10 protein-coding genes are annotated in these 14366 nt (G+C 43.4%); 4 read left to right on the top strand and 6 right to left on the bottom strand.

Features of this window, described 5'->3' with window-relative positions; genetic code table 11:
• Positions 1-53: 53 nt before the first annotated feature.
• The 4 genes from V7K35_RS05865 to V7K35_RS05850 all read right to left on the bottom strand — a co-directional run bounded on the left by V7K35_RS05865 (position 54) and on the right by V7K35_RS05850 (position 5429).
• On the bottom strand, positions 54-2975 hold the full coding sequence (locus V7K35_RS05865; RefSeq protein ID WP_335077161.1) for a methyl-accepting chemotaxis protein: 2922 nt from the start codon (positions 2973-2975) through the stop codon (positions 54-56).
• Between the two features lie 14 nt (positions 2976-2989).
• Positions 2990-3520, bottom strand: a complete 531-nt coding sequence (locus V7K35_RS05860) for a chemotaxis protein CheW (protein WP_334794248.1) — start codon at positions 3518-3520, stop codon at positions 2990-2992.
• Between the two features lie 13 nt (positions 3521-3533).
• Complete coding sequence (locus V7K35_RS05855; RefSeq protein ID WP_069073698.1) at positions 3534-3899, bottom strand: response regulator transcription factor; 366 nt, start codon at positions 3897-3899, stop codon at positions 3534-3536.
• Positions 3900-4250: 351 nt separating this feature from the next.
• On the bottom strand, positions 4251-5429 hold the full coding sequence (locus V7K35_RS05850) for a response regulator (protein ID WP_335077159.1): 1179 nt from the start codon (positions 5427-5429) through the stop codon (positions 4251-4253).
• A 392-nt stretch (positions 5430-5821) separates the two neighbouring features.
• Here V7K35_RS05850 and hmpF point away from each other — a divergent pair, with 392 nt between their 5' ends.
• Positions 5822-7585, top strand: coding sequence for a pilus motility taxis protein HmpF (hmpF, locus tag V7K35_RS05845; RefSeq protein WP_335077157.1), 1764 nt, complete (start codon positions 5822-5824; stop codon positions 7583-7585).
• Here hmpF and tilS read toward each other — a convergent pair.
• The gene (gene tilS / locus V7K35_RS05840; protein WP_335077155.1) at positions 7582-8580 is read right to left on the bottom strand and encodes a tRNA lysidine(34) synthetase TilS; all 999 of its coding nucleotides are present in this window, start codon (positions 8578-8580) and stop codon (positions 7582-7584) included. The two genes, hmpF and tilS, sit on opposite strands and share 4 nt — an antisense overlap.
• A gap of 148 nt (positions 8581-8728) precedes the next feature.
• Here tilS and V7K35_RS05835 point away from each other — a divergent pair, with 148 nt between their 5' ends.
• From V7K35_RS05835 to V7K35_RS05825, 3 genes are all read left to right on the top strand, one after another.
• Complete coding sequence (locus V7K35_RS05835; protein WP_335077153.1) at positions 8729-9055, top strand: hypothetical protein; 327 nt, start codon at positions 8729-8731, stop codon at positions 9053-9055.
• Positions 9056-12658, top strand: a complete 3603-nt coding sequence (locus V7K35_RS05830) for a tetratricopeptide repeat protein (RefSeq protein WP_335077151.1) — start codon at positions 9056-9058, stop codon at positions 12656-12658. It begins immediately after the preceding gene.
• A gap of 298 nt (positions 12659-12956) precedes the next feature.
• Positions 12957-13259, top strand: a complete 303-nt coding sequence (locus V7K35_RS05825) for a hypothetical protein (RefSeq protein ID WP_335077149.1) — start codon at positions 12957-12959, stop codon at positions 13257-13259.
• Here V7K35_RS05825 and V7K35_RS05820 read toward each other — a convergent pair.
• Entirely contained in the window at positions 13252-13932 is a 681-nt protein-coding gene (locus V7K35_RS05820; RefSeq protein WP_335077148.1) for a Uma2 family endonuclease, read from the bottom strand. The genes V7K35_RS05825 and V7K35_RS05820 overlap by 8 nt on opposite strands.
• Between the last annotated feature and the right edge of the window lie 434 nt (positions 13933-14366).

Genomic DNA, 14366 nt, shown 5'->3' with positions numbered 1-14366 from the left:
GTTGTGAGTTTTGATTTTTATTTCTAACTCCTCACTCCTAACTCCTAACTTTGTTACCTGGTTTCCATAGTTTCTACTCGGAAACGTTCAACGGAGGCAATCAAGTCACGGGATACACCTACTAAGTGTTGTAGGGCACCGGAAACTCGCTGGGCTTCCTGGGAAGTTTCTTGCGCGGTGAGTTCTACTGATTGCATTACATGAGCGACGGCGCGGGAGGTTTCAGTTTGTTCCACAGTGTCGCTAGTAATTGAGCGCACAAGAATATCGATGCGATTCGCCACTTGAATAATGTTTTCGAGCGATCGCTTGGCTTCTTCTGCCAATTTTGTCCCTTTAATTACTTGTTGTGTGCCTTCTTCCATCGCGGTCATCACCGAGCCTGTTTCGCTTTGGATTTGCATCACAATTTGTTCAATTTCCTTGAGGGATTTGGCAGATTTATCTGCTAGTTGGCGCACTTCGTCTGCGACGATCGCAAACCCGCGTCCAGCTTCTCCCGCTCTTGCCGCCTCAATACTAGCATTGAGTGCTAACAAGTTTGTTCTCGAAGCAATCTGGGAAATCAACGCCACAATTTTAGAAATTTCTTGGGAAGATTCCGCCAACCGTTTCACTTTGCGAGTGGTTTCGGCAACGGTTTCTCGAATTTCCAAAATCCCCGCCACAGTATTTTCTACTGCTTCCCCACCTTTAAGAGCGATCGTACTAGCATCACGGGCGACGGTTTCGGCTTCCCGCGCCGCCTCTGCTACCCGCTGAATCGAATCGGTCATTACCTGTACAGAATTCAGCGTCACTGCCAACTCTTCTGCTTGGCGCAAAGCATCACCAGATAAGGCTCTAGCAAAGGTTTCAGAGTTGGTTGCACCTTTTGTCACATCCTTCGCTGCCACTTTTACTTGTTGAACGATATCCCGCAGGTTTTGAATTGTCAGGTTAAAGGCGTCAGCTACAGCCCCCAGTACGTCGGCTGTCACTTCAGCTTGGACTGTTAAATCTCCTCTAGCAGCTCCTTCTACATCATCCAACAGGCGAATCACCTGACGTTGCAGGTTTTCTTTAGCTTCCTCTTGTTCATCGGCTTTCCGCTGGGCTTCACTTGTAGTCGTGAAAACTACCCGCGCCATTTCATTAAAGCCAGTGGCTAAGTGCCCCAATTCATCTTCAGAAAACACTGTGGCTTGAGCATTCAAGTTTCCTTGGCGTACAGCCTCAAACTGAGCTTGCAGATCATTGGTTGTGCGGCGAATTTGTTTGAGTGCAAGATTTCCCATGAAGCCTGCGGTAGCAAAACCTGCAATCCCAGCGGCTAGTGACATTGCCCAACCTGTGTTTCGTACTGATTCTCGTTGTTGGGGTGGAGAAAATGTGGTGGCGACAAAGCTAACTGTGGCTACAACCAGTGCTGAGACAATGCCCACACTTCCAGCAATTAACCATTGTTTCCTTTCTATGGAGGCATTTTCTAATGGTGCTAACCAGCCTTGCTCGACGCTAACGGTGGGTTCTAGTTTCGAGACATCTGTTTGGCTAAAGACTGGAACTGCTTCATGCGAACCAGTCATCGAGAATAGTTCCTCTTCGCGATCGCTAGCTACATCACTTAAAAAAGCCTCCGCGCTTTGAGGGCGTCCACTACCACTAGTTTCTGCTGGAGCAGAATGCATTGCTGCATCACCGATGTTAGAATCTCTTTCGATCAGGTCAAACCCTGGAATGTTGCCTAAATCGTCAAATTCCTCAAAGTCATCTAAAAACTCGATATTACTCTTAGAATTTTCTCCTATATTGTTTGAGTCTTCATAAGAGGTTAAACCCTCTGAGCCAAAGGCAGACTCAAATGCTTCCATATCAAAATGTTCATCGTCATCAAAGCTATTTTTACCGCTGATTTCACCTGATTTAAACTGCTTTTCTTCGAGAGGTAGATTGCGGCTAACAGATGAAGAATTATCAGATAAATTTGGCAATAAATCTTTATTATTTCCCAAGTTTTTTGATTTCACCCAATCATCTGCTTCGGTTTCAGGCAAATTATCTTGATTTTTGTATTCCAAGTTCTTTGTTGACGAACTGTTTCTAAGTTCTTCCTCAACAATTAGTAAAGTTTCATCTTCAAAATCAGATTTTTTATATTCTAAATTTCCAATCCGAAGCTCTGGAGATTTTGGATCACTCAATAAATCAGGCAAATTCTTCTCGCTATGACCAGTTTGTGAATTAGAAAATGAAGAGTTATTATTGTCAATACCTGAACTTCCGTGATCAGAATTTATCCTATTATCTGAAAACTGACTATTTACTAATGATTCTTCAGACATATCTTCCTGCCAGAAAGCAGGCAACTCTAATTCTGTTTTCTCCTCCCAGTTGCTATTTGACTCTTGTTCCTCCGATTCTTCATCCAAGGCAAAAGGATCATCACCAAAAGCTGTAGATGAATCTGATATTTTTCTCTTTTCAATACTATCTTCTGTGGGAATGTCAAATGGACTATTTGAAGATAGCTCCTCAACGCCATTCACACTTTCTTCATGCTCACCAAAAAAGTTCAAATCAAGGCTCTTGCTGTCAAACTCCTCACTAGCGCCCAAATCTTCTAATTTTTGTTCGTTATATGCCAGTGCATCAGATATGTTTGAGGAATTTATTTGCTCTTCACTTCCTGATGGATCAATCTCTCCACTAAATGACTGGAGGTATTGATTGATATTCTCAATTCCATTATTGGCAAAACCAATAATTTCTTGATTATTAGTCAAACGTAATACCTGTTGATATTCTTCTTTTGCTACATCATACTGCTGCAAAACATAGTAAATGTGACCCCTTAATAAATGGGAATTGGGGTCATTTGGTAAATTTTGCACCACTTGGTCAACTAAAGTGGCGGCAACCTCATAATTCCTTTGAACATAGGCGGTCATCGCCTGTTGATATGTTGGCTCGTAATTATCAATACTTGCTGCCATTTCCTCCTCCAATTTCATCCTGCCCACCGCGCACTTCGTAAAATTGCCATTTGATCGAGCAGTCGCAGACACTGTTTGTTTTTAGCACTTAGTAACCACTCTCCACGTAAAAAGGGAGCCATAGTATCTGGAACACTAATTGATGGCATGAGATTCTGGACATCCAACCAGTCCATACCACCAATTTCCTCGACTGCTAAACCCACTATCGTGTCTTGCTCTTCAATGGCAATCACCGAAATTTCAGCTCTATCCGTGTTTAATGCACTTGCTTCCCCAAGAAATTGACCCAAATCAGCCACCCAAATAACTCGACCTCGTAAATTTAGAGTACCCAAAAGTAAAGGAGAAGCATTAGGAATCGGGGTGATTCTATCAGGACTTAGTTCAATTACCTCCCGAATACCAGTTGCTTGTAGTGCAAACTCCTGATGCGAGGGAATGTAAAACCTCAAATGTAACTCACCTTCAGGACTTTCTACTTGTAATTCAGGTCGGAAATGGTCTTGACCACTGCCACTTAAAAAGTCCGGTTTGCTGACCATATTGCTTTTATCCTTATCCTCGCAGCAGTTGTTTGACTGTTCCTACCAACTCGGTTGGTTGAAACGGTTTGGCTATGTAGGCATCTGCACCCTGCTTCATGCCCCAGTAGCGATCAAATTCTTCGCCTTTGGAAGAACACATAACCACAGGGACATTTTGGGTTTTTGGATCGGATTTTAACCGCCGACAAACTTCGTAGCCGTTCATCCGGGGCATGACAATATCCAATACCACTAAATCGGGAGGTGCTATTTGAATTGCCTCCAATGCTTCTAATCCGTCACTGGCATGGGTCACTGTTAAGCCAGTTGCTTTCAGGAGGTCTGTAATCATCTCCCTTTGCGCGATACTGTCTTCCACAATCAGAACTGTACTCATAAGTGTCTATTTACCTCCTGATGTAGACGTTCCTACTTGGAACATTCCCTGATTCCTCCGCAAGGATTAACTGTATAAATTAATTCTATTTTTCACTATTTTCCCGGATATTGACGTTTCACTGAGTTGGCTGACTCTGTGATAACATCTTTTAACTCATCTTTTAGTAGATCAACAAATCTTCGATCTGTTCATGTGCCCATGCGCTCTCAATTTTGGATTAATGCGATTGCTATAGATTGTTCAATTCCATTTTCCAAAATCCAGAATCTAAAATTCTTCTGCCCCATGACGCCACTTGCCTTAAGCGGGGGAACCCGGACAACGCAGTAGCTCCCCCATGCCCAATTTTCATTGGTTGTTGATATATTTCTGGACGAGCATAAGCAACTCAGTATCTGTAAACGGTTTTGTTAAATAATCTGTTGCCCCGACCATACTAGCTTTGACTCGATCAATAAATCCATCTTTACCAGTAAGCATAATAATCGGTATGAGCCGAAATGCTGTTGAATGTCGCAGCATGGCGCAAACCTCGTACCCCTCCAATTCCGACATGGCAATGTCACATAAAATTAAATCCGGCTTGAGTTGAAACACCAGACTCAGTGCCTCTAAAGGATTGGTGAGAGCGATCGCTTCATAACCTTGTGGTTGTAAGATGGAATTTACAGTCTCACCGATGGCGATCGCATCGTCAATACATACTATCCGCCCCTTTTGTTTTGCCTTCAATTCCCAGCTATCCGTGTGGGTATCTGGTTTAGTCGTCTCTAAATATACTAGTTGTAGCCAACTCTGTTGCACATATGGATATATTGCCTTAGCGACTGTCAAAATGTCTCGGTTAAGATAGCGAGCCAGTTGACGCAGGGATGTTTTACCATCAGCCCAATGTTGCAGCTTATTTACGGTTGCTTCTGGTAGCGAGGATTGTAGCTGAACTTTGTCAGATAGCACTGGCAATTGTTCTGGAGACTGAATGTGTGGATATAGTTGCTTCCACTCTTGCACTTGCTTCGTAATTTTTGTAACAAATGGAGCAATCTCGAAAGTGTTTAATTGCGGGGCAAGTGCCGCACCCTGATGGAAAATGAAGTTACCTTGGTGTAAACTCAGCAGGTCAAAGAGAGTTTCATGCACCAAGCCGTGAATAATACTACCAGCTATCTTTGGGTTGATGATATTCCGCTCCAAGAGTGCCCAAAGATACGCATACTCTGGGGCGTCGGTTGATGGTAGGGAGGCAATTTGTTTGTCGGTAAGTCGCATCTCTACTCGGTAATGACGTAAATAATCGCTAATTCTAGATAAACTACTCTCACCTTCTTGACAATAGATGATTTCACCATTGAGGAAAAACACGAACCAAGACTGTTGTTGGAGACGATAAATGCTTGCTCCATCTCCACCCAGTCTGTTGTTATGGTGAGAGCTATGAGCTTCCACCCATAGTTGCCCAGTTCGCTGTCCCAACTCAATCAATTGTAGGATACTGCAAATATCAATTTCATTTAAATTTCCCTGCATTTAGCTAAAAAGTGCTCCTTAAGTATTGCTGAATTTTGAATTTTGAATTGTGAATTTTGACTTCTTCTTTAAGTATTGATTATGGAGTATTGAAAAGATTTTTACTCTGTATCTTTATTCTCATCCGAGAATACATTAAGCCATAAACCTTAATTTTTCGTAATCCACTTCGACAAAGCTAGTGTTAACACGGAAGTCATCATCACTGTCATCAGTACAAAATATAAAGGCGCGACCAATTCGCTTTTATAAGTATCAAGACGTAACATTTCGCGTCTATAGTTTTGTCTGTCTTGTTCTCCTAAACTTCAGTTCAGTGAGACAAGTTAACAGAATTATTTAAGGTATATCCCAAAACATGAACTTTAAGTGCATCAATAAGGACTAACGGTGTGCTGTATTTAGCAGAAGTACAAAAACAGAAAGGTGGTTTACTTGGTGGCGGTGCCAAAACCGAACTGAAACTGCTAGCTTGTCAGCGAACTGACCAGAATTGGAGTACTGTGTCGGAAGAAGTGATTGCTGCTGAGGACGCAAGCAAATTAAATGATGGTGCTTTGGTACTAGTTGAACTAAATCCGAATCGTCAAGTGCAGCGGATTCAAGAAGCAGGGCGTCCACTGGTCAACATTTTGCAGAATTTTTCTCGGCAATTGGAGAAATTTAAGCTCAAGGAAGATGAGATTGATCAGTGGAAGCAGTCGCTAACGTTTCAGGCGCAAGAGTTGAATCGCCGTGAAATGGACATGGAAGTACGCTCAGAACAGTTGCAACAATTGGAGGATGAGTTGCAACAACTTGAGGAGCAAAAACAGAAAGTTGACACATCCCGCCAAGAAATTGAACGGTTACAAACAGAAGTTGAGCGCAACCGCCATGAATTGGAAGGCGCTTGGGAGCATTTGCATGGTGAGCAGCGTCGCCTGGAGGAGCATCAAGCGGATTTCCAACAGGGGACAGTTTTAGATGAGGAGCAAAGTCGGGTAATGAGTGAGTTACTCGATCGCTTATCTAGTCGTGTTGCTCCGACGGAAACAGTCAGAGAACACCTGCATCTGGCTTTTGAATTGGTTCAAAAGCAGCAAGCTACTCTCACCCCCCACTGGCAAAAACTGGAGGAGCAAAAAACTGCGATCGCTCAACAGCAAGAAGAAGTTGAGCGTTTGTCACAAACTTTTAGCGATCGCCAAAATGCATGTCTTCAAGCACAAAATTCTCTAGTTCAGCAAACAGCCCAATTACAGATAAATACAGTAGACCTTACTAGCAAGCAAGAGTATGCTCGGATAATCAAAGAGCAATTACGAAACGCCGAAGAGTTATATCAACAGATTCACTCTTTAGCAGCAACATCTGGTGATGTAGTTCTTGGCCAGCAAGCTGATGTGAAAGCTTTGGAAAAAATGCCTTTAGAAGAACTACAAAAAATAGTGCAAGACTTGCAATATAAGGTGCAAATAGACGCTAGCTTTGTTCATGATCAAGAACAAGAACTTACATATAAACAAGAAGCTATAGAAGAACTCCAAACTAAAATAAATCACGCATCTGACCATGACCACATCAATTTGGAACTGGAATTAACGGATGAAAAAGACCTTTACCAGATGCTAAACTCCAGTTTGGTGGGACAACGCCGCAATATGCTACAGCATCAGAAGTTTCTCAAGCAACACCAAACTGTACTGCTACGGCGGCAAGGACATACTCTTACTAACGAAGCAGAAAGTAACAATAAAATTAATTTAGAACCGATTCTGTTACAAATTGAAAACCAGCGGCAACAATATTTACAGGAAATCCCAAAATTGGAACGGGAAATTGAGCAGATTCGTTCTGGTATTGAGCTAAATCAGGGAATGATTGACAATCAAACTCACGATTTGGATGAAAAGCGCCAAGAACTCAAAGCGATCGAGGAAAACTTGCTGTCCCTGCAAAGAACAACTGCTGAGTACTGGGGTCGGGTGAATTTGTATCAAGAAGCACTACAACCAATTCAGGATTCTCTAGATGGCTTACGGCAAAAGCTGCAAGAAATTGGAGAATCTTTGAATCAATTTCAGGAAATTGGTGATTATCAACTTCAAGCGATCGCCCAATTGCGTCATACTCTTGAGAGTTTAATATCTCAGCCAGAATTATTAGCGTCTTAACATTTAAAACAGATCCAGTCGCCTTCTACTTGAGCGATCGCACCACCAGGAAATGGATCAGTTTGCGATCGGTTGGGCGCTATAATTAAAGCCGTTAATTTTTCGATGTGTTCAAAACTCGCTGCATCAGTCAGTATTTGCTGCAATACCTGACGCATCACCCGACGTTGCACTGCCAATGGTGCTTTTTGCAATATCCGACGATTTAAGCGTAAGGGAAGATGAGGAGTAAGAGAATCTTCCTCATCCTCAATACCCATAGCCTTTTTCCGCAACTGCTCCGCAACTTCTTCGAGATATTCTACTTCTGCTTGGAGAAGTTCTGCTGTTTGGGCTAAGGCTGATTCTACTTGAGGGTTGAAATTATCCCGTAAATATGGTAGTAACTCTTGGCGAATGCGGTTGCGGGCATATTGCAAATCTTGATTGGTGGAATCTTCCCAAATTGGTAATTTAAACTCTTGACAAAATTGCTCTGTTTGTGTACGCGTGATTTCTAAAAATGGACGTACTAGCATAATGCCCGTAGTTAAAGGGCGTTGCCAAGTTAGGGCTTGTAAGCCATCAGCACCAGTACCGCGAATTAAGTTGTAGAGGAGAGTTTCGGCGCGATCGCTGGCGGTGTGTCCTGTAACTATATACTGATAATTGTTTGCTTGAGCGATCGCACTTAAAGCTTGATAGCGCCAATCGCGTGCAGTAGCTTCACTATTTATAGGTTTGCTCGCTGTTTCTAAATAAAAGGATATACCCCAAGTTTTAGCTAAATTTTCGACGTGATTAGCATTAGCTTGGGAGTCAGAACGCCAGCGATGATCACAGTGAGCAATACCCAAATACCATCCCCATTTGGATTGTAAATCTAAAAGTAATTTTATTAAACACAGAGAATCTTGTCCGCCGGATACAGCGATTAATAGGCGCTGGTTGCGCTCAAATAAGTGGCGCGATCGGATGGTGCGATGTATTTTTGCATGTAGGGAAGTCCACACCATTTTTAGAATTTCTCATAGTTTTTGGATTTGACTTGCAGCTATAACTTGTTTAACAGTTAATTTTAATCCTCTCTGCGTCTGTGCGTGAATCTTATCCCCAATTCAATGGATAATATACGGAATCTTGGATAAATTCGTAGGTAATTTAATGGCTGAAATTCAAGTTGGTATTGAAGGCGAAAACGCACCAGCAGCAGCCGAGGCTTTGCTAGAAATTCCCGGAATATCGGGAAGCTACGAAGTTCCTAGCCAAAAAGAGGCGACTCTAGCAGCTGTTGCTACCATTGTCGGGATTGTGGGTGGTGCTGCTGCTTTAGCTGAACAAATCCGCAAATGGTATCAAGAATGGCATAAATCCCATCTAGGAAAGCAATTTGATGTGGTAATTCTTGACCCTGAGACTGGAAACAGGATTTTACTCGAAGAAGCTACTATAGAGGAAATCACGGAAATCCTCAAATCTATCAGCAAATAAGTGCAAACTATCCGCATTCAACTTCGGGAAAGTACGCAGGAAACAGTTGAACTCAGATATTGGCTACCTGAAAATAATCACTATGAATCACGTCGCCTGAAATTGGCAGAAATCGCTAATTTCCTTAAACAAGGTGAACGAGATTACTATAATCTGCTGCCCTATTTACCAAGAATCGGGCAGCAGTTATTTTTTTGGTTGGATGGCGATGGACGCTGGTTGAGTCGAGGTATTGCTGACTGTCGCGGTGAGGGGTTGGTAATTGCCATTGATACTGATAAAAAACTGGCACATCTACCTTGGGAAGTGTTGCATGATGGTGAGGATTTTTTGGTCAAGCGGGTTAATCCAGTGGTGTTACCTCTGCGCTGGATTGAGAAAGAAACGGAACCGTTTTCTGTGGAAGCACGACAATTGCGAGTATTGTTTATGGCAACCGACCCGGAAGATGTGCAACCAAAGTTAGAGTTTGAACAGGAAGAAGCGAGAATTCTGGCTGATACGCGAGATTTTGCTGTAGATTTGCGGGTGGAAGAAAGCGGTTGCGTGAGCGAGTTGGGTAAGGTGTGGAGTCGTTATCTTGATGACTTTGATGTGTTTCACCTCACAGGACACGCCTCAATTAAAGATGAAGCACCTTACACGCCTTACTTTATCACCGAGACGGAAATTGGCGATCGCCACGAAACCACAGCCGCAGAACTGGCGGAAGTCTTCCGGTTTCGCTTTCCCAAGTTGGTGTTTTTATCTGGGTGTCGGACTGGACAAGCACCAGATAAAGGGGCTGTGCCTTCAATGGCTGAGGCACTGATTGCCCAAGGCGCTAGGGCGGTTTTAAGTTGGGGACGGCCTGTGGAAGATCGGACAGCTACAGCCGCCGCCGCCCACCTCTACGGCAAATTGGCAGCCGGATATCAATTAGTCCAAGCACTCGCTAGCACTTATCAGCAGTTGTTTAAACAGAATGTGCGTGACTGGCATTTGTTACGGTTATATGTCCAGGGAGAATGTCCAGGTGCGTTGGTGGAAGTGTTGCGAGATTTGCCACTCTCTGCGCCGGAACCTGCATATCAACAGTTTTTAGATCCCGATACCCAACAGGTGCGGGTGGCGAAACCCTCTGAGTTTGTTGGCAGACGGCGGACTTTGCAACGTTGTCTAAAAGCAATTCGCACTTCATTAGGGGTACTAATTCACGGATTGGGGGGTGTGGGTAAGAGTACTGTGACGGCGCGACTATTAGAAAGGATGGTTGGCTATCACAGGCTGGTGAACTTTCGGCAACTGGATGAGGACAAACTGCTCAAAACTCTTGCTGAACAATGTACCTCGGAATGGGGGCATGAAATTCTCAATGGCAAGTTACCCTTGATGCAGCGCCTCACCAAGTTTTTCACTGAAGGACTGAATACCAAAGAACAGCGCTTTGCCTTTGTGCTGGATGATTTTGAGGCTAATTTGGAATTACGAAATGGGGTTTATGTCTTGCAACCACAAGTTGTGGATGTACTGCTGGCGTTGCTGAAGGCGATTCAAAATTCCCAACTTCCCCACAAGGTAATTATTACCTGTCGCTACAATTTCACATTGTCGGAACTGAATCATCGTCTGTACCGCGAACCTCTGGGGGCTTTGGGTGGGGCAGATTTAATTAAAAAGTATAATCGTCTGCATTCGTTTAATGGCAGTTGGCAATTTCAGCCAGATTTGCCGGAACGTGCCAAACAAGCAGCTGATGGAAATCCTCGGCTGTTGGAATGGTTAGATAAGATTTTGCAAAATTCCCCCAAGTCGCTGGAAGCGGAGAAGGGAGTTGAGATGATTCTGCAAAAGATGGCAGATAAGGAAAAGGAATTTCGTGAGGATATTTTGGCACAGGAATTGCTGAAGCAGCAAACTCCAGCTTTGCGTCAAATGCTGGGGAAGTTGTTGGTGTATGAGTTACCTGTTCCTCTAGCTGCGATTTCCCCGATTTGTGAGGATATCTCAAGTTGGGAAAGTCATATTCAACGCGCTGAAATTTTGGGTTTGTTGGAAGTTACCCTCACCAACAACACAGAGAGGTTGTATCGTGTTCCCCGGATTTTGTCACCGTTGCTAGAGTTTCCAGAAAACCCCAAGGGTGAAGAGTTGTATAAACAAGCTGCACAAATTTTGTATCGTCTGTGGTGGGAGGCGAGAATTGCTACGGAAGGGCAAGGATTAGAAATTCATCGCTTGGCGTTGTTGGGGAAGGATGAAGAAATTGCTGGGAAAATAGCTAGTCCATTGGCGAACCGCTTGCGGAATAAAAGTCGATTTCGGGAAGCAATACATCTGTGTAAATCAACCTTAAAAATTACTAAAAACCATAGGGTTCTCAGAGAAATTGCTTGTTGTGAACACCAAATGGGTGAGGTTGAGCAAGCATTAAACTATTATCAACAAGCTTTAAATCTTTGTTCCGCAGAAGACGAAGCAGAATTAGCGTCAATTTATCATCATCTTGGGATACTGAAAGCCAATAAAGGGGAAGTGGATCAAGCGATCGCACTCTACAATCAGTCTTTGGAAATAACTGAACGCATTGGAGATGTCCAAACCAAAGCGGGGACGTTGCACCAATTGGGACTTATCTACGCCAATAAAGGGGAAGTGGATCAAGCGATCGCACTTTACAAACAGTCTTTGTCAATAAATGAACGCATTGGTAATGTCCAAGCCAAAGCGGCAACGCTGAACAATCTGGGAATTCTCTACGTCAACAAAGGGGAAGTGGATGAAGCGATCGCACTCTACAATCAGTCTTTGGAAATAAAAGAACGCATTGGAGATGTCCAAGGCAAAGCGGCAACGCTGAACAATCTGGGATATATCTACGCCACGAAAGGGGAAGTGGATCAAGCGATCGCACTTTTCAATCAGTCTTTGTCAATAAATGAATGCATTGGAAATGTCCAAGGCAAAGCAGCGACGTTGCATGAACTGGGACGTATCTACGCCAATAAAGGGGAAGTGGATCAAGCGATCACACTCTACAATCAGTCTTTGGAAATAACTGAACGCATTGGTGATGTCCAAACCAAAGCGGCGACGTTGCACCAAGTGGCACGTATCTACGCCAACAAAGGGGATGTGGATGAAGCGTTCGCACTTTTCAATCAGTCTTTGGAAATAACTGAACGCATTGGGGATGTCCAAACCAAAGCGGCGACGTTGCACGAACTGGGACGTATCTACGCCAACAAAGGGGAAGTGGATGAAGCGATCACACTTTTCAATCAGTCTTTAGAAATATTTGAACGTATTGGTAATATCCAAGGCGAAGCGGCGACGTTGCACAAACTGGGACGTATCTACGCCAACAAAGGGGAAGTGGATGAAGTGATCGCACTCTATAATCAGTCTTTGGAAATAGAAGAAGGCATTGGTAATGTCCAAGGTAAAGCAATGACTCTGTGGTGTTTAGGACATTTGGCAGAACAACAGGGTGAATACACTAAAGCGATATCCTATTTGCAACCAGCTTTAGAGATTTTGCAGCGATTGGAGTCACCGGATGCTGAAAGTGTGAGTGCAAGTTTTGCCAGAGTGCAGCATAAACTACAGAGTGAAGAAGATTAGCTTATATCTTGCACGATTCTCGATTAGCACCATCGCCCGCCCAGAAATAAATTTCTAGGCTAATAGCCTAAGTCCACTCAAGTGGACTGTAATTTTTTACCAGTCGTCTTTAGACGACTTTAACTATTAGCCTCAGAATAAATTCTGAGGCGGTTATTGCAACTAATTCGTAATTCATAATTACAGCTTGGTGTTGAAAGAATACCGAAAGATTTTTTGTCTCATGCAGAGGCACAGACAAGAATGCAAGAGTGCGGTTTAAGTAAATGAAAACTGCTGTAATGAGTCTTTGATACTCGTGAATGAGTCTTTGATACTCGTGGATGAGTCTTTGATACTCGTGGATGAGTCTTTGATACTCGTGGACGAGTCTTTGATACTCGTGGACGAGTCTTTTATACTCGTGGACGAGTCTTTGATACTCGTGGATGAGTCTTTTATACTCGTGGACGAGTCTTTGATACTCGTGGACGAGTCTTTTATACTCGTGGACGAGTCTTTGATACTCGTGGACGAGTCTTTTATACTCGTGGATGAGTCTTTTATACTCGTGGATGAGTCTTTTATACTCGTGGACGAGTCTTTACAGCAATTTAGGTGAGAGAATCAGGATCTACACCGAGCGATCTTAATCGTTCTGCAAATAATTGGGCGCGTCTTTCAGCTTGTTGAGCCTGTTCTTGTGGTGTTAAAAGCCTTTGTCCTTGCGGATCGTACCAATACAACCACTCGCGGGGAATGCCTAGATAAGTTCCCCGTTCCATACCAATTCCTAAACCAATCTCTGGTAGCCAAACGGGACTACCATCTTCTAGTGCAGTGTAACCACCATCAATTAATTTATATACTTCCAACCGTGGCTTTCGGCGACGAAATGGATTATAGACTACATAATACAAAATCCCTAGTTTTGCATACTCGGCTTTTTTAGTTGAGTATTCGCCACGGTAGTTTTGAGATACCACTTCCAACGCTAATATTGGTACTCTCCTCTCTTCCCAAAGCACATAACTGGGGCGGAGGTTTTCATCATAAAATCGCTCTACCCCCAAACTCAAAAACCCATCTGGCACGATTGGCGGTAAATCTGGGTCATAATAAATACCCATATCTACGCCAAAAAACCAATCCATGCGTTCTGGCCATGCCATTGCTAGAAGCGCTTTAAGTAAACCCGGAATCAAATCTTGTAATTCATTATCTACGGGGGTATCATCAGAGTCTGGTAGCTCCTCAGATGAGGGCAAACAAGCTAATGGATCGTAATTTAGCATGATTGATTTCCCGTTCCTCAGTTATGAATACATCTTTATTTTATTAATGAATTTTGATAGCAATTTAAATGAGAGAATCAGGATCTATGCCAAGCGATGTTTAACGACAAACCGTTGCGCGTTTACGCAATTGTTCTGCTAATAATTAAGCTTGTTCTTGCTCCCCTTTTTAAGGCTACTGTTTATACACAAGTTAAATTACCCCCCTCAATCCCCCCTTATAAAGGGGGGAAGCCGGAAATCTGGTTCCCTCCCCAATATATCGGGGAGGGTTAGGGTGGGGTAAAAACCAGATTCGTAAACTACTTCAGACTTGTGTGTACACCGTAGGATGTATTAGGGGGAAGCCGGAAATCTGGTTCCCTCCCCAATATATCGGGGAGGGTTAGGGTGGGGTAAAAACCAGATTCGTAAACTACTTCAGACTTGTGTGT

Source organism: Nostoc sp., assembly GCF_036917275.1.
Lineage (GTDB): Bacteria > Cyanobacteriota > Cyanobacteriia > Cyanobacteriales > Nostocaceae > Nostoc.
The sequence above is the reverse complement of the archived record's forward strand: the minus strand, read 5'-3'. Positions and strand labels throughout refer to the sequence as shown.